At 42.3% G+C, this 17,936-nt stretch carries 13 protein-coding genes; 4 read left to right on the top strand and 9 right to left on the bottom strand.

Features of this window, described 5'->3' with window-relative positions; all coding sequences use genetic code 11:
* Positions 1–682 (bottom strand): RNA-guided endonuclease InsQ/TnpB family protein (locus JUE95_RS11100; RefSeq protein WP_235995464.1); only part of this gene is annotated, 682 nt, incomplete at its 3' end.
* Positions 683–1,063: 381 nt separating this feature from the next.
* Between JUE95_RS11100 and JUE95_RS11095 the strand changes: the two genes are divergently transcribed.
* The 3 genes from JUE95_RS11095 to JUE95_RS11085 all read left to right on the top strand — a co-directional run bounded on the left by JUE95_RS11095 (position 1,064) and on the right by JUE95_RS11085 (position 6,597).
* Positions 1,064–1,705, top strand: coding sequence for a histidine phosphatase family protein (locus tag JUE95_RS11095; protein ID WP_203651580.1), 642 nt, complete (start codon positions 1,064–1,066; stop codon positions 1,703–1,705).
* A 137-nt stretch (positions 1,706–1,842) separates the two neighbouring features.
* On the top strand, positions 1,843–3,033 hold the full coding sequence (locus JUE95_RS11090) for an acetate/propionate family kinase (RefSeq protein ID WP_203651579.1): 1,191 nt from the start codon (positions 1,843–1,845) through the stop codon (positions 3,031–3,033).
* A 423-nt stretch (positions 3,034–3,456) separates the two neighbouring features.
* Complete coding sequence (locus tag JUE95_RS11085; protein WP_203651578.1) at positions 3,457–6,597, top strand: lectin-like domain-containing protein; 3,141 nt, start codon at positions 3,457–3,459, stop codon at positions 6,595–6,597.
* Positions 6,598–6,731: 134 nt separating this feature from the next.
* Here the strand turns inward: JUE95_RS11085 and JUE95_RS11080 are convergent, their stop codons facing one another.
* The 3 genes from JUE95_RS11080 to JUE95_RS11070 form a co-directional block, all read right to left on the bottom strand.
* A complete protein-coding gene (locus JUE95_RS11080; protein WP_203651577.1) occupies positions 6,732–7,700 on the bottom strand; it encodes an aldo/keto reductase family protein in 969 nt (322 codons plus the stop codon).
* 99 nt (positions 7,701–7,799) lie between these two features.
* Positions 7,800–9,059 (bottom strand): oligosaccharide MFS transporter, encoded by a 1,260-nt coding sequence (locus tag JUE95_RS11075; protein ID WP_203651576.1) that lies wholly within the window; start codon positions 9,057–9,059, stop codon positions 7,800–7,802.
* Between the two features lie 21 nt (positions 9,060–9,080).
* Positions 9,081–10,055: a glycoside hydrolase family 43 protein gene (locus tag JUE95_RS11070; protein WP_203651575.1), complete on the bottom strand. Its 975-nt coding sequence runs from the start codon at positions 10,053–10,055 to the stop codon at positions 9,081–9,083.
* 521 nt (positions 10,056–10,576) lie between these two features.
* Between JUE95_RS11070 and JUE95_RS11065 the strand changes: the two genes are divergently transcribed.
* A complete protein-coding gene (locus JUE95_RS11065) occupies positions 10,577–11,467 on the top strand; it encodes an ArsR/SmtB family transcription factor (protein ID WP_203651574.1) in 891 nt (296 codons plus the stop codon).
* A 137-nt stretch (positions 11,468–11,604) separates the two neighbouring features.
* Here JUE95_RS11065 and JUE95_RS11060 read toward each other — a convergent pair whose 3' ends face one another.
* The 5 genes from JUE95_RS11060 to JUE95_RS11040 form a co-directional block, all read right to left on the bottom strand.
* Positions 11,605–12,447, bottom strand: a complete 843-nt coding sequence (locus JUE95_RS11060; protein WP_203651573.1) for a GRP family sugar transporter — start codon at positions 12,445–12,447, stop codon at positions 11,605–11,607.
* A gap of 203 nt (positions 12,448–12,650) precedes the next feature.
* Complete coding sequence (gene araA / locus JUE95_RS11055) at positions 12,651–14,072, bottom strand: L-arabinose isomerase (protein WP_203651572.1); 1,422 nt, start codon at positions 14,070–14,072, stop codon at positions 12,651–12,653.
* Between the two features lie 42 nt (positions 14,073–14,114).
* The gene (locus JUE95_RS11050; protein WP_203651571.1) at positions 14,115–14,843 is read right to left on the bottom strand and encodes an L-ribulose-5-phosphate 4-epimerase; all 729 of its coding nucleotides are present in this window, start codon (positions 14,841–14,843) and stop codon (positions 14,115–14,117) included.
* 20 nt (positions 14,844–14,863) lie between these two features.
* A complete protein-coding gene (locus JUE95_RS11045) occupies positions 14,864–16,465 on the bottom strand; it encodes a xylulokinase (RefSeq protein ID WP_203651570.1) in 1,602 nt (533 codons plus the stop codon).
* A 181-nt stretch (positions 16,466–16,646) separates the two neighbouring features.
* Positions 16,647–17,729, bottom strand: a complete 1,083-nt coding sequence (locus JUE95_RS11040; RefSeq protein WP_203651569.1) for a GntR family transcriptional regulator — start codon at positions 17,727–17,729, stop codon at positions 16,647–16,649.
* Positions 17,730–17,936: the final 207 nt, after the last annotated feature.

Genomic DNA, 17,936 nt, shown 5'->3' with positions numbered 1-17,936 from the left:
TCCTTACCCGACTGCTTTTATTTTGATTATGATACAAAGTGCCATCATTTAGAATGGCAAATTCTTTTAAACCAAGGTCAATACCAATGGCCTCACCGGTCAGTTCTAACTTTGGTAATTCGGCCTGTTCTATTAAACAGGTCAGGTAGTACCGACCAGCCTTAAATTTGATTCGACCTTGTTTAATCACAAAATGCATGGCATCGATGGGAATATAACCGAATTCTTTGAGACGTATCCAGCCGAGTTTCGGTAGCTTGATTCGGTGACGTTGACAAGGAATGACTTGCGTTTTACCGTTCTTAACAAAGTAGTAACTGCCTTGACCGCGTTTAAACGAGCGCCAATGCGGGAAACCACTCAGTTTCTTAAAGAACCGTTTCATCGCCGTATCAGCATCAATGAAGGCCTGTTTGACCGATTTGGCATATAAATCCTTGATCCACCGGTCGTCAGGATTAGCTTCTAGATACTCATGGTTAAACCATTTGCTGAACTCATAAGCGCCCATATAGTGATAACCGCATTCATAACGCTGCCGGTTGATATCCAAAAACAGGTTGTAGGCCCAACGACTACCACTGATGTGGGAATCAATCTGCCAAGCTTGTTTTTCAGTCGGCTTAATTTCGACTTGATAGGTGAGTAACATCAGTTGTTCCGCCTTATTGAGTTTAATCACCAAAGTGAGGTGTCCCTCATATTATACGGGATGACTTTATCCCAAAACACGTTTTAATGAAATTCATATAAATCACTACTTATAAGCTATCAGCTAATACGGAAAATTTGACGTCTAACTTTAACCTAATTATATCTTTACCAAACTTATAAGGACACGGAATAATGTAGAAGCACCATTTTTACAAAGAGTTATATCCCTTTACAGCAAAACAGTTACTGTTCATTCCCCCATACATCGTTTTTAGTATAATACTGATATTAACGCTATCAAACACCCAAAATAGGATTTTCATTAAATTTGTTAAAAACGCGAGATAGTTGCACATCACTTAATTTTCCGTCACAATAAAGGAAATTACGTTTAAAAGAGGTATTTACTATGGACTCATTCACGGTTTATCTGGTTCGTCATGGCAGCACTATGTTAAACAGCTTCAACCGTATGCAGGGATGGATCGACTCTGACTTATCCGAAGAAGGCATCAAACAAGCTCAGCAAGCAGCCGAGAAGCTGCAGGGTGTGGCGCTGAACCGTGCCTTTTCATCAGACCTAGGCCGCGCAATCAGCACCCGTAACATTATCGTGAACCAACTTCAGCAAAAGCCTCAGGAAACGGCACAGTTGCCAGAATTTCGTGAAGTCAACTTTGGCTTCTTTGAAGGTTTAAACTCAGATGATATCTGGTCTGGGATCGCCGCTCCATACGGTAAACATAGTCAAGCCGACCTACTGGAAATTGGCGGTCTTAGAGAGGCTCGCAACGCAATGAAGCAAAGTGACCCCTCCCACACTGCTGAAGACTATGATGAGGTTATTTCACGTATTAGAGCTGGTTTCAAAGCCTTACGCGAGCACTGCCTAAACGATGAATCAGTCCTACTGGTCAGCCACGGGACATTGATTCGCATGATTGTTGATTATTTAGGGGTCGATACTAAGGGTAACTACCCTCATAACGGCGGTGTTACTGAATTAACCGTTTCCTCAGATCAGGTAAGCGTTGAGGCCTATAATCAATAGTATTTTCAACCTTAAAAAGCAAAATCATGGGATTCCGGTCAGCTGCCGGAGTCTTTTTGCTTTTACTTGAAAACGGTTTCATTCTCCGCTAGACTAGACTTATGTTTAGTTATAGAAAACAACGAGGTGGGAATATCATGACAAAAATATTAGCAGTCAACGCAGGCAGTTCAACTTTAAAATGGAAACTATTTTCCATGCCAGATGAAACAGTTATTGCTTCTGGTTTGGTTGATCGTCTGAACTTGCCCGGTTCAGTTTTTACCGTTAAACGGCCTGGCGGTGATAAATACGAAGAGAAACAGGATAATATCGATTATCGCCTGGCGGCTGCAATGGTACTTTCCCATTTAAAGGAAGCGGGCATCGTTAAACACCTGCATGAAATTGCGGGTATCGGGCATCGAGTAGTCGCTGGCGGCGAAGTTTTCTCAGATTCCGCGGTCGTCAATGATGACACACTCAAGCAAATCCATAATCTTGCGGAATACGCGCCCTTGCACAATCCCATTGAAGCGCAGTACATTAAAATCTTCCAGCAGTTGCTGCCAAACGTGCCGCAGGTAGCTGTTTTTGACACTTCCTTATACACCAACATGCCAAAAATCAATGCCCTTTATCCGATCCCCTATGAGTATTATGAAAAGTATGGTGCCCGTAAATACGGTGCACACGGTACGAGTCACCGCTACGTTTCGCTTCGTACCGCTGAATTGCTGGGCAAGCCCCTTTCAGACTTAAAACTGATCACGCTGCACCTTGGATCCGGCTCTTCAATCAGTGCTTTTGATCACGGTAAGGTCATCGATACTTCCATGGGCTTTACCCCATTGGCCGGCGTTATGATGGCAACTCGTTCCGGTGACATCGATCCATCGCTAGTCTCGTTTCTAGCCGAAAAAATGAAGCTTAAAATGAGTGATATGATTGACATTTTGAATCAAAAATCCGGGCTGCTTGGAATTTCCCAATTATCCCCTGATCAACGTGATTTGGAGGCCGCTCAAGATACGAACCCCCAGGCTAAATTAGCGCTGGATATGTTCGCCAATCGAGTTGTCCGATACATTGGTTCATATATTGCCGAATTAAACGGCTTGGATGCCCTAGTCTTTACGGCGGGCTCTGGAGAAAACGGAATCGATATGCGAGAAAAGATTGCTGATCAGTTAAGTTACTTCGGGGTTCAGATTGACCACGACCGCAATCAAGTCCGCGGCAAGGAACAGATTATCAGCCCTGAAGGCGCACCAGTCACGGTGATGGTTGTTCCAACTAACGAAGAGTTGATGATTGTTCGTGACGTTCAGCGACTAACGCAAAATTAAAAATAACAATAACGCTAAGCTTTTAATGTCTAAAAGCTTAGCGTTATTGTTTTAGAATAAAATATTTGGGACAAATCCGTAACACCTGCATGACAATTTGACAATTTTGTTTCATGAATTTATTCCCCATTTTTTTGAATTTTTGGTAAAAAATAGAGAATGTGTCATTAAAACTATGTTGACTGAATTTAAGCTTTTAAATTCCCCCATTATCCTCTATATAACAAGCTTTCATGGCACCTTAAAATCCTTGAAAAAACGTTGCTAGCTGATCCTATTTCTCCGATAGATAAAAAAGATTTTGAAGGATTGAATTCGGCAATATTAAGCATTAAAATGTAAGTGTTTTAGCAGCGTACGTTAAAAGGGCATTATTTTAGGTACGTTTCAGGGATGTTTTGGATATGAAAAGGGGGATTTTATATGCCAGAGAAATATCAACAGTCTGCCCAGCGCTTACATGCGCATGAGCAACCAGAAGTTAAAACACGTGTGAAATTATATAAAGCTAACGGACGTTGGCTCGCTGCTTTAGTCTTTGCATTGGGGATGGCTATTGCTGTTCCGGCACCTACTGCTCAAGCAGCATCGAATCCAACTACAACGGTACAGCAAACGGCGCAAGTAAAGTCACCAACTCAAGCAAATACTGATAGCACAAATATTCAGCAAGCCACACCAACAAAGGTGCCAGCTAAAGCTGCACTAACTAGTTCTACTTCAACTACTCCGGCTGCAAAAACTGCATCAACTACTGATACACCAGCCACTTCTACAGGAACTGATCATTCAGCTAACACACCTGCACCTAAATCAGTTGCTAAAACTGAGTTGGGCAGTGCTTCAGCAGCGACAATTGAAGCTACCAAGCAAGCCAAAGTTGCAGTTTATCAAACAACTGGTCAGCCACAGGAAATCACTGCGCAGGATTCAACAGCACCATCCGAAGTCAAAGTTAACGCAAACAACTTTACTGACTACTTTAAATTGAATGGCTCCGCTACCTATAATCAAAGTACTGGAACACTGACGTTAACGACTGATCAAGGTAGTCAAGACGGTAACGCCACGTTGAAGAATAAAATTGATCTTAATCAAAGTTTTAAATTAACTGGTCAAATTAATCTTGGTAATAAAGCTCAAAAACCTGGTCGAAATGCAGGACCCGATGGCAATGCCCTTGGTGGCGGCGATGGTGTTGCCTTTGCCTTCCATAATGGTAACACTGACCTCGTTGGTGGAAATGGTGCTGGTGTTGGGATTGGTGGTTTAAAGGGAGCCTTCGGCTGGAAAGCTGATACCTTCTTCGATGGTGTCGATGAGCCTACGGGTTCAGTTGCTAAAGCCGATCCAAACGAATTTTGGACCAATCCCCAATCAGATGCGGACGGCCAGTTAGTTTATGGTGTTGGTTCTCCCTATGGATCATTTATCTACACAGATCCAACAACCGGCATGGTGACTGCATATGCTCCAACAAATGATACTGCTGGTGAAGCTCAACTCATTGACCAACCAAGTAACAATGAATTTAAGCCCATCACAATTTCGTATGACGGTTCAACCAAGACTATGACTGTCACTTACGACGGCAAGACATGGTCACATGCTATCACTGACTGGGCCACACAACCCGATGCCGCATTCCTGATTTCTGGCGGTACTGCCGGAGCAAAGAACCTGCAGCAATTCCAAATCGACTCTTTCGATTATTTCACTGCTGCCACCGTTAACGTCAAGTACGTTAATGAGCAAACTGGTGATTTACTTGGCACGGGCGTTGCGACCTACACAGATGCTAATGGCAATCCATTGACAACTGGTCAGGCCAGTCAAGCGGGTGATCAGTACGCGACACAGTCTGAGCAATTTAACGGCTATGTCTTCGATAAAATGATGACTGGCAGCCTTCCGGCAACAGGGACTTTGAAGATTAATGGTGACAATGGTACAGTCACATTTGGCTACACGAACATTGTACCCGTCACACCAGATAAGCCATACGATGCAGATCCAAAGGACTTTACCGCTACGTCAACTCGTACCATTAATTATGTAAAAACTAGTGATGGCTCAGTCGTTCACGCTCCTGAAATTCAGACTGTTACTTTCACTCGTACTGGGACTGAAGATTTGCTGACTAAGAAAGTAACTTTTGGGGAATGGACACCAGTTCAATCGGATACATTAGCCGCTGTCGTTAGTCCAACCATTAAGGGTTACACCCCTGACCAATCGACTGTTCCAGCGACAACATTAGCTAAACCAAATATGAATCCAACAGTAACCGTTCATTATAGCCTGTCCACGCAAAAAGCTACGGTAACCTATAAAGATGATACCAGCAACAAAACGCTAGGTGACATTGATACGTTGAGCGGCGAATCAGGCACAACTGCAACCTACAGTAGTGCAAGCCGTATCCAAGAGTACGAAAATCAAGGCTACACCCTAGTCAGTGATGGTACTGCCAACGGCATTGTCTTTGATAACGATACGGCGACGGATCAACCCTTTACCGTTGAATTCGTTCACAAAATGGAAACTGTCACACCAAAGACGCCTCATGATGCTGATCCAGCAAAACTCACCGCTACAGCAACACGAACTATCAACTACATCAATGCCAGTGATAGCACACCTATTGCGCCAGCAGTTGTTCAAACCATCGACTTCACTCGTACAGGAACTGAGGATGCGGTTACCAAGGAAGTCACATATAATAACGATTGGCAGCCAGCTAATGCTCAAGTTCCAGCGGCAATTAGTCCATTTGTTCAAGGCTTCGCGCCAGATCAAGAAACAGTTCCAGCAGCCACACTCAGTCATGGTGACAAGGAAACGATTACCGTCAAGTACTACAAAGTGGGTCTTGGAAATAACATCCAAACAAAAACTCAAGTCGGTCAACCTCTTTATGCCATTGCCTTCACTGGTCAACCAACTGGACCAAACGGTGAACCAATTGGCAATCCAATCCCATTGATCGGTAATCCTGGTGAACCGATTGGCTTTGGCAGCCTGACTGATATTCCTGGTTACTTCTTAGTACCAAATCAGAATCTGGTGGTACCAAAGACCCCTGGAGCAACTGTTCCAATTCTGTACGACGAGCCGCCGTATACTAATGGGCCAAGCACCACGGAACCTAATACTGTTGTGCCAAATACTGAGGAACCGAATAACAACGAGCCAAAAGCCAACGTACCAAGTACTCCTGAGAGTAATGACAATAATCAAGGTCACGTTGTACCTGGTGGTAGCACAAGTACGACAACCGGAACCAACACCCAAGGTCACGTTGCAGCGGGCAATGCTACTAGCACTGAAGATGGCATCGCTACTCCAACGGGATCAGCTACTCAAAGCGCTAATGTAAGTTCGGCAGCACCTGCTTCTAGTCAATCTAGTCAACTCAGTGGCAACAAACAAACTACTGATAAACGTACGTTACCTCAAACTGATGAAACCCCAGTTCAAGGTACTGCAGCGCTTGGATTCCTTGGAGTATTTGTTTCACTCTTTGGTTTAGTTGGAACCAAGAAACGTCGTAAAAATCTTTAAAATCTAATGATTTAACGACGTTTGGATCTGGTTATTTAAACGTTAAAAATCCCGCATACGATATTGACGTATGCGGGATTTTTAGTATTCAATTTACTATTATTATCATGTAAAAACCGGCAGAAAAGAACCCCTCAGCCAATTTTTCTTGAAAACTTCTTAAAGCCAAATAACTGATCGATTCGTGGATAATATTCGGCGGGAATATCCAAATCAACTGCTTTCAAATTATTCTTCAACTGACTGGGTTTGCTGGCACCAGTGATCAAGCAGGAGATTCTTGGATCTCTAAGTGCCCAGGCCAGTGCAAACGTTGATAAATCAGTATCCAGTTCATCCGCCATGTTTATTAACGCTTCAACTTTGTCCAAATTATCATCCGTTAACAGCGCTTTGATCTGATCTTGATAAGTTGCTCGCGAACCAGCTGGTATTGGCTGGCCTTTTCGATATTTACCAGTGAGCAAGCCTTGAGAAAGCGGTGAAAATGGTACCACTCCCAACCCAAGTTTGCCGCACACATCCAGCAATTCATGCTCGATATAGCGATCAAACATATTGTACTGCGGCTGAACAACTGCCATTGGATGCAACCCGCGTTCTTGAATGATCAGCTGGGCCTCCAAAATCTGTACTGGGCGCCATTCACTCACGCCGTAATAGAGAATCTTCCCCTGATCAACCAAATCGCTGAGTGCTTGCAGCGTTTCTTCCAGCGGCGTCTCGGAATCAAATCGATGGCAGAAGTAGAGATCCAGGTAATCCGTCTGCATGTTGGTTAACGATGTATCGACGGACTCCATGATGTGCTTGCGAGACAAACCGCGGTCATTAACGCCCTTTCCAGTCGGAAAGAACACCTTACTCGATAAAACCAGCTCCTGACGTGGAAACTGCTTCAGTGTTTTACCAAGAAAGCGTTCGGCAGCCCCACCGCTGTACGCATCAGCGCAATCAAAAAAGTTGATGCCATTATCGTATGCCAACTTGATGCTTTCAGCAGCTAAATCCTGCTTGCCTGGGGCACTAACATCTGTCATCCAACTGCCTAGTGCTAGTTCACTGACCCGTAACCCCTGCTTGCCCAAATGACGATATTTCATAGTTATCGGCTCCTTTTTTACCTATTATAAACGAATAATAGGTCACGATACGCAAAAGATCCCAGAAACGAGTTCTGAGATCTAAGCCGTTAAATACTTTTATTTCTTTTTACCAGATGCTTCAACTTCACCGGCAGCTACAGGATCCTCTTTAGTTAAGAGTAATGCAGCAAAGACTGTCGTAACGGCAACAATCGCACCGAGAATGAAGTAAGTGTGCTGGAAACCAATTGAATCATACCAATTACCAGCAACAGTAGAGAAGATGAAGACGGATATTTGCTTAGCAAAGTTCGAAGCTAGCGCGTAAACGGTAGCGTATACCCGAATATCGAAGGCTCCGGCAATGTACTTCATGATTGAAGTCAATACCAAAGGCATTTCGAAACCAGCTAACAAACGAAGGAAGATAACCCAACCAACACTAGGTGAAAGGGCACTACCGATGATCCGGATAGCTAAAATGCAGCCATAAGCAATCAAACCATTCCGTGAACCAATCTTGTTAATTAACCATGGCATTGGGAACATGAGTAGGAATTCCAAAGCAATTTGTGCCGTTGTCATATAACTGTAGGCAGTGGTTCCGGCAGAAGCACTGTTGAAGTATGTCTTAAAGAAGATGATAAATTGTTGATCAAAAACATCGTATAAAGCTGAAGTCCCAATGTAGAAGATTGATAGGATCCAGAAGTTACGGATTCTGAAGATCTTACCGATTAAGCCCCAGTCAAGTGAGTCAGTGGTGTCACCGGCAGCGGCGGCATTTTCCATATGAATCTTATCACTGAACACAATGGTGAAGGTTAAGATGGCACCCATTACGGTACATGCCCAGAAAATTGAGTTAGGGCTCCATAGGAAGAGCTTGCCACCTAAGAATGAGGCGCAGGCGCCGGCTAATGAACCACCCATCCGTGAGTGAGCGTATTCAAAACCGTTAGCGAGACTAGCACGCTGAACGTATTGTTCAACAACTGAAACACCACCGTTGAAGACGAAACTCAAGAAGATACCGGTGATAACAGCAACTAACGCAGCGTTAATGTGTACCAGCGGCATGAATAACCACTGGAAGTAAGGGCCGATTAAAATAGCAGCAATCGCAATCGTAACTAATAAGTTCTTTTTGAAGACTAATCTATCGGAAATAACCCCAAAGATTGGTTGGAAGACCAAGGACATACCAGCCATCATTGAAAATACAAATCCGGCGGTTGTTCCGTTTAGATGGCCAACTTGTTCCATCCAAAGTGTTAAATAACCATTGATAATTTGCCACATGAAGAAGTAAGTAAAGTGGGTGACTGGGAAGCCCCAGAAATCCTTCTTTTTACTTGTTTTAACAGTATTTTCCAAGATGTTTCACTCCTATTCTATCTATTCGTAATTGTAAGGAACCGGCTTGCCAAAGTGCGGCGTGCCATCGTCATTCCAAGTAAATGCTTGAACCTTTGTATGACGGTTTGGATCGTACAGCGGATCACCCTTGATCTCGGTGTAGTCCCGGCAGTGATAAACCATAATGTCGGTTTTACCATCTTCGGCAACTGTAAATGAGTTGTGGCCTGGTCCGTATTGATGGGTTGCTAGATCACTTTTGAAAACTGGTTCCTTTGACTTTGACCAGTTAGAAGCATCTAATAAATCAACGTCGTCGTTAACCGTAAGCATCCCCATGGCGTAGTTTTCATCAGTTGCACTAGCAGAATAAGTTAAGAAATAGCGTCCGTTTCTATGAATAATAGCTGGTCCTTCGTTAACCCAGAACCCTTTAATTTCCCAAGAATATTCTGGCTTTGAGAGCATCACTGGATCAGTTTTTAAAGTCCAAGGATTTTCCATTTCGGCAATGTATAAATTAGAATTACCGCGAATGGCCTTATCTTTCTGCGCCCAGATGTAATAGAGTTTGCCGTTTGCTTCAAAGCAAGTCGCATCCAGCGAGAATGTGTCCATGTTGGTTTTCACTTGGCCGCGCTCGATCCAGTTGTCTTCACTTGCCATTGGGTTTTCTGCATCACACTCAATGCAGAACATCCGGTGCTGGAACATCCCATTTTCGTCTAACGCTGTCGTTTCAGCCGCAGCGAAGTAGATGAACCATTTGCCGTCGATATAATGTAATTCTGGTGCCCAAATCAGTTGACTCATGGGACCGTTTTCATGTTTACGCCAAACGGTTCTTGGTGCGGCATGAGCTAATCCGGCTAATGTTTTCGCGCGACGGATTTCAATCAAGTTATATGCAGGCACAGAAGCGGTGAAGTAATAATAGCCATCCGTGTGTTTGTAAATATATGGATCTGCCCGTTGAACAATAAGCGGATTAATATATTGATTTGTATTCGCCATGTTTATAATCTCCTTAAGACTTTTTACTACGTAGTTTGTTTCTTTCCTGTGCACGTGATTATCATATGATGAGCGGTAAGCGATTACAATATCGTTTTTGATGTTTTTCCGACTTTTTTGCTTTTTGAGCAATGAAAATATTATTCAAAATACGTAAAATCTAAAATTACGTGCTAATAAAAAATAAAACAACTATTTTTATACTGATAAATAAAGTTTTAAAGATTTATTTATCGTATGATTTTTAACGAACAATTTTATTTAGAAATAAATTATTGAACCAGCTTTTACTATATTCACGACTATACTGTGATATAGCAGTATTTAGACAACCTTGTTGCACAATCTAATTATCCAAATAATAGGTCAGATAAATTTAATCAATTTTTTCAAGAAAATTAATTTTACCTATTTAAAAACAATAAAAATATTGTTAGTATTAACTTGAGCAAGCAAATTGCTTTCAACGATGAACTAAATACTAATTTAAAAATATTGAATTAACGTGGGAGGTTGCATCAATGGAATCTGATATTTCTAACAGTTCACTGCCCGTTTATAAAGCTTTAGCCAGTCCGGTCCGCCTGAAGATCATTCAAGAATTATCCATCCGTAAAATGAGTGTAAGAGAACTAGCATCCGCTCTCAATTTAAGCGGCACCATCGTCCTCCAGCACCTTAATAAACTGGCAGATGCCGGCATCATTAAGTTCGAACGGATTGGGCATAATAAAGTTTCCCGGCTAACGGTGGATAAAATTAACATTCATTTTCCCAAAACTATTTACCCTGAATTTGAGTCCTACGACACCCAAGTTCCCGTTGGCCACTTCACCAATTTTTCAGTGCAGCCCTCTTGCGGTTTAGCTGGCAAAACCGACTACATCGGCAAAGTGGATAACCCCGCCTACTTCATGGATCCAGACAGAATTTCCGCTGGCATGATCTGGTGGTGCAACGGCTTTGTCGAATACCAATTTCCTGACTACCTGACAAAAGACGACAAACTTGAGATGCTAGACCTATCCATGGAGCTTGGGTCAGAATTCCCCTTCTCTAATAACGTGTGGCCTTCTGACATTACGTTCTATATCAATGGTACTGAGATTGGCACTTGGACAGCTCCGGGTGATTTCTCCGACACACGCGGTAAATACACGCCAGAGTGGGTTCCTGACAACGTTAACCAATATGGCATCATGAAGACCCTAAGATTGACCCACGATGGCAGTTTTTTGGATGGTCAGCCCTTCACTGATGTCTCACTGGAAGACATCGATACCCATAAACAAACCTTTGCTGTTCGCTACGGAATTAAGCGAAACGCCAAAAATAATGGCGGCTGCACGATTTTCGGCAAAGGGTTTGGCAACTATAATCAGGACATTGAAATGAAGTTATTCTATAGTTAATTCTTTAAAAGATTGCATTCAGGGTACAAAAAAGCGTCGAAGAATTTTAAATTCCTCGACGCTTTTTATACCCTGAATTTTTAAACCAAGTACAACATTAAAGCTAGTTTTCTGCAATGAAGCAGTTTGCTTAACCGCTAAATGCTTACCATCATAAACACCCCAAAAATTAAAATGACTAATCCCGCTAGTGTTGAAATAATTTGGCTTTTTTGTTTTTCTTTTAGAATTACCGTTGCAACCATTGTTGCAATCACTACATTTAGCTGCGATAAAGCAAATGCATTTACTAAGCCATTTAAACTCAATGATACCAAGTAAGTAGACGCTGCACCGCCAAATACGATCCCGGAAATGATATTCCTCATTCCAAATGGATCGTTTCCAGTTATCTTGTTGTGGCCAACAAAGTAAATTACGGCCGCACCAATGACCATCCCCAAGGACTGAGGGAAAAAGCCAGCTAATCCGCTAGCATGACAGTAGTGCGGAAAACCAGAATATCCCCAATAGCCGATGGTTGTCACCAGCAAAACCAGATAAACCATGATGTCTTTACGCTTAATTTTTACCAAACCATTAGAAATGACAACCCCGAGTAGAATGATGATCAACGCAACTAGACCTAATAAATTATCGAATATGCCCACCCATTCATTGAATAGCCACCCGCCAATCAATGAATTTCCAATGGTTTGAAATGCCGTAGTCACAGGCATTATTGTACTGACACCCGCTTTTTTAAAGCACCAAACTTGGCCTACCTGTCCAATACTCCAAAATAGTCCAGAAATGAAATATAACATAAAATCATTTACGGAAATTTGATATTTAAAGAGCACCTGAACAATGCTCGCAAATATGAAAATACCGGCACCTGTTCCGAATAACTGCTGAAAATAATTACCACCCATTTTGGTTAAAAAGATTGGGTATAACCCCCAGCATAGAGCAGGAATTAATCCTATTAGAATGTTCAAGATGCGTCCCCTTCAATCAAAGACCAAAAAATCATGATAATTTTACTTTAATGATTATCGAGTAAAATTATCATGATTTATATTCTAAATATCATATGAAACTAGTAGAAATTATAGTATTGACCTGATATCAATGTCAAGGGTAGTTATACATAGATTACTGTACACTTATCACTAAGTTATACCGCAATCCTAGCGCAAAGTTATTTGATATTAACTAAGTGCAAGCTAACCATCTTAGCGAAGTCTTCCATTTGTTGAGCAGTGACACCGAATGAGAAGACGGTGTGGTGACCACCACCATTTTCAATCCATTGGGTAGCACCGTTCTTCAGGCCAGCCTTAGGAGTCCACATCTGCTTAGCAACTGGCATTTTAGGCATTGACTCTGCCTTATGGCCATCTACTTCGTACATAATCATCCGGTATTCATCACCGAAGTCAGCCAAGGTAACATCGATTGCGTCACCTTCACCACCGGCAAAGACCAAACGAGCTGGATCTTCCTTACCACCGATGTCCAATGGGTGAACTTCGATCTTTGGCTTGTCAGTTGCTAAGGTTGGGTCAACTTCAAGCATATGTGAACCAAGGATAGCTTCATGACCCTTACGTAGATCAAGGGTGTAGTCTTCCATAAATGCAGTCCGCTTGTTGTGGCTGATAATCTTCATTAAGCGGTCAAGAGCAGCGGTCTTCCAGTCACCTTCACCGGCAAAACCATAGCCTTCAGCCATCAATAATTGAGTAGCCAAACCAGGTAATTCCTTCATGCCGTACAAGTCTTCAAAGTTATCTGAGAAGGCGGTGTAGCCATGCGCGTCCATGAAGCGCTTCAAACCGAAGTATTCGCGAATCTGGTACTTAACGTGGTCTTCAAAGAAGGCTTCGTCGTTGTCACCAGGGTTCATGGTGTAAGTCTTAGATAGTTCATCGTACTTCTTATCGATATCAGCATCAGTAACCTTGTTCATTTCTTCAACTAAATCACCAACAGCGTAGTAGTCAGCGGTCCAGCCAAGTTGAATTTGGGCTTCAATCTTGTCACCATCAGTAACGGCAACGTTACGCATCTTGTCACCAAAGAGAACAACTTTTAGCTTAAAGCTTTCGTTGTAAGCAACGGCAACATCTTGCCAGTCAGCGATTTCCTTTTGGATTTCGTCATCGCCCCACCAGCCGTAAACAACTTTATTGTTCATCCGAAGACGGGCATTGATAAAGCCGTATTCACGGTCACCATGAGCACTTTGGTTCAAGTTCATGTAGTCCATGTCGATGGTCTCGTATGGAATGTGGTTCAAGTATTGGGTAGCTAAATGAAGTAATGGCTTTTGCAATAATTGAGTTCCGCGAATCCACATCTTAGCAGGACTGAAAGTGTGCATCCAAGTGATCACACCGGCAACGCTGTCGTCGTGGTTAGCATCCTTCATGAGCTGAGTAATGTTATCAGCACGGGTAGCTGTCAGCTTGAATTCGATTGGATAAGGCAAGTTCCCTGACTTGTTTAACTTATCAACGATGTCTCTAGCATCCTTTTCAACGGACTTTAATTGTTCGTCACCATATAAAAATTGACTACCTGTAACAAACCAAAACTTGTAATCTGGGGTACTTAACATAACAAAAAATCTCCTTTATTAATACTTTTTGGTTAACTAAATTTATGAACGGGCTGCGTGATCTTTTGAATGGGCATTATTTTGGCCATAGTATGCGTTAGCGCCATGCTTACGGTAATAATGCTTATCCAACAGGTATTGCGGTAATTCGGAACTTTGATGGGTTAATGCCATGGTGTGGAAGTCTTCTTCAGCAACAACTTCCAAAACCTTAGAATTATAGACCGCCTTGGCTGGGGTTGGTCCCCAAGCAAACGGGCCGTGCTGGCTAACTAAAGCTGCTGGTACGGCTTCATAATCCAAACCACGTTCTTCGAAGGTCTTAACAATGGTCTTACCAGTATTCCCTTCATAGTCCTCTTCGATTTCTTCCTTAGTGAGGGCATCGGCTGCAGGCACGTCACCAAAGAACGTGTCCGCATGCGTGGTGTTCATGGCTGGAATATCCATCTTAGCTGCGGCAAACGAAACGGCCCAAGGTGAGTGGGTATGAACAATTCCGCCAATCTTTGGAAAGTGGTTATATAGGTAGGTATGAGTTGGTGTATCGCTGGAAGGATTCATTTCACCTTCAACAACTTCACCCTTCAAATTAACAACTACCAAGTCTTCAGGCTTCAACTTGTCATACTCAACACCTGATGGCTTAATAACGAAAAGGCCCTTCTCACGATCGATACCGGAAACATTGCCCCAAGTAAAGGTCACTAACCCTAACTTTGGCAGCTGCATGTTAGCTTCGTACACTTCTTGCTTAAGTTCTTCTAGCATTTTACTGGTTCACTCCTTAATTAAAGATCAATTGATTTAACGGCCTGTGATTCAACCACAAGGCCTTTTTTATATGCTTCAATAAATTCGTTGCAGCCTTTGACGCCTTCTGGATCGGGTTCAACGGTTGTACTCTCGGGATTTGAGAAAACCTTCTTGTCCAAAAAGTCAGCCAAGCTCAAGCTATCAGCGTTGTCTTTAGCATATAAAGCTAAGATTGCCATTCCCCAAGGGCCGCCTTCACCGGCATTACTCATAACGGTGATCGGCGTATCAAGTGCATCAGCTAAAACTTGCTGCCCAACTTTAGGGGTTTTAAATAACCCGCCTTGAGCAATGAAAACGTCAGCTTTGATATGTTCTTCCTTAGAGAGGATATCGTTGCCAATCTTAAGTGGCGCAAATGCTGAATAGAGATGCGTCTTCATAAAGTTTGGTAAATTGAACCGGCTGTTTGGCGTTCGAACAACCATTGGCCGACCTTCAGGCATTTTGGTGATATTCTCGCCAGAAAGATAAGCGTAACTCAACAGGCCACCAGCGTTAGCTTCAGCCCTAGTAGAACTGTTAAATAACGCGCCGTATAATTCGTCCGGCTTCAAATCGATACCGATTTCTTTAGCAAATTGATTGAACAATTCAACCCAGGCATTAATATCTGAAGAACAGTTATTGGTGTGCACCATCGCAACTGGATCGCCGCTTGGCGTCGTTACCATGTCGATATCACGGTGAACCTTATCAACCTGCTGATCCAGTACAACCATTGAGAATGCTGAAGTTCCGGCAGAAATATTACCAGTCCGCTTCCGAACAGCATTGGTAGAAACCATGCCAGTGCCAGCGTCCCCTTCTGGTGGTGCCATCACGGCACCAGGCTCAAGCTCACCGCTTGGATCAAGCAGCTTAGCGCCTTCGCCCGTGAGGCTTCCGGCACTTTCGCCAGCCAGTTTAATGGTTGGCAAGACATCTTTTAGACTCCAGATATACTGACGAACTGAAGGTTGTTGGTTAAATTTGTCGATCATGTCTTGATCGTACGTTTTAGTGGCATCATTAATTGGGAAAACACCAGATGCATCCCCAATACCCAGAACCTTTTCACCTGATAGTTTCCAGTGAACATAGCCGGCTAATGTCGTGATAAAATCAACGTCTTTGACGTGATCTTCTTGGTTCAAAATTGCTTGGTACAAGTGTGCAATGCTCCAACGTTGCGGAATATTAAAATTGAATAATGCCGTTAAATCATCAGCAGCTTGCCCAGTGATGTTGTTCCGCCAAGTCCGAAAAGGTACTAATAAGTTTCCCTTTTTATCAAATGGCATATAACCATGCATCATTGCTGAAATACCAATGCTACCAATTTTTTTAAGTTGAACGTTATACTGACTTTCAACGCTTTGGGCCATCGTTTGATAACTTGTCTGGATACCCTTCCAAATCTTTTCAATTGGATAAGTCCAAATATTATTGATCAATTCGTTTTCCCAAGTAAAGTCACCTGACGCAACCGTTTGGAAATCATTGGTTACTAAAACTGCTTTTATCCGCGTAGAACCTAATTCGATTCCAAGCGCAGTTTCACCAGCCATAATTTTATTTTTGACTTGGTTGTCCATTACTTCAATCCTCCGGAATTTTACATTCAATACCAAAAACTAAATCGCTTACAAAGAACATTGTAAACTATTTATTAGTATGAATCAACGAATTTTTCATTTATACGTATAATTAATGCTTTTAAACATAAAAAAAGCTTCATGCACTGAAGTACATGAAGCCCTTAAACGATATCGAATACTATTCTGTTAGGTTTTTAACCGACTTTCTGACAATTAGTTCTGGGTTATAAACGATTGGTTTTACTTGTTTCTTATCGATCATACTAATTAGTAAGCCCGCGGCATCATGGCCCATCTTTTCCTTTTCGTGAACCATTGTCGTCAGCGATGGCTCAATATATCGGCTTAATCGATAATCATCAAAGCCGGTAATCGAAATGTCATCAGGGACTTTCAAGTCCAGTGATTTAATTAAATCGATGACTTGAATTGCTAACTGATCGTTATAGCAGACGATGGCAGTTGGCCGATTCTCATTTTGAATCGCCCGTTCAATTTGTCCCAGGGTTTTCTTGAGCGGATCCGTCGTTCGGTACATGATCACGTTGCTTTCCAGTTTCTTATCGGCATTTCCTTGATAGGCTTTAATAAACCCGTTCATCCGGTTAACACCCTGTAAATCATCGATCTGAAAAACACCTAGAAGTTTGCGATGTCCTTGTTCGATGAGATAATCGGTCATTCTCTTCATTGCATCCACATCGTTAGTGGTCACTGAAATAGCGTCCAGCTGCTGATACTCCGCATTAATAAAAACAACGGGCAAATGTAATTCTTTAATCTTGCCATATAAATCCAAGTTAGGCGAGATTACCGTACTTTGAGTCGGTTCAATAATTAACCCTGCTACGTTGCTTTCAAGCATGGTTATGAGAGATTTGCGCTCACGTTTAGGATCGTTATGGGTATTGGCCAGCAACATTGCATACCCATTATCGGAAATAATTTGGTCAGCGCCATTAACAATACTCGGAAAAATGTAATCTGCGATGTGCGTAGCAATAATTCCTATCATTCGATTGTTACTGACATTTTTGGCTTTAGCGGTCTGCCAATCGTTGACATACATGCCGCCGCCCTGTATCCGATAAATCAAGTGCTGGTTCTCCAAGTCCCCAACTGACCGTCTGATCGTATATCGACTGACCTCAAACTGATTCATCAGCTCCGTTTCAGTAGGTAACTTCTGGCCAATTTCATATTCACCAGAAAGAATTTTCTTTTTTAGTTCTTCTTCGACTTTCTCATACTTTGCTTGCATCCCACATAGCTCCAATTAGTTGATGTCCATCTTATTTATTCAATAAATTATAAGTTCTTGACTTTCATACACAAAAAAATTATGTTTTAAACATAATCAATATTATATTACCATACTTCAAAAAGTTATCGAGTCTATAAATAGTCCTGAATTAAAAAAATTTGTTTGGTTCTACCGTACCACTTCAACCAAATAAATTTTACCCGT

The organism is Secundilactobacillus yichangensis (genome assembly GCF_016861565.1).
GTDB lineage: Bacteria > Bacillota > Bacilli > Lactobacillales > Lactobacillaceae > Secundilactobacillus > Secundilactobacillus yichangensis.
This window is presented reverse-complemented; position numbering and strand designations above follow the sequence as displayed.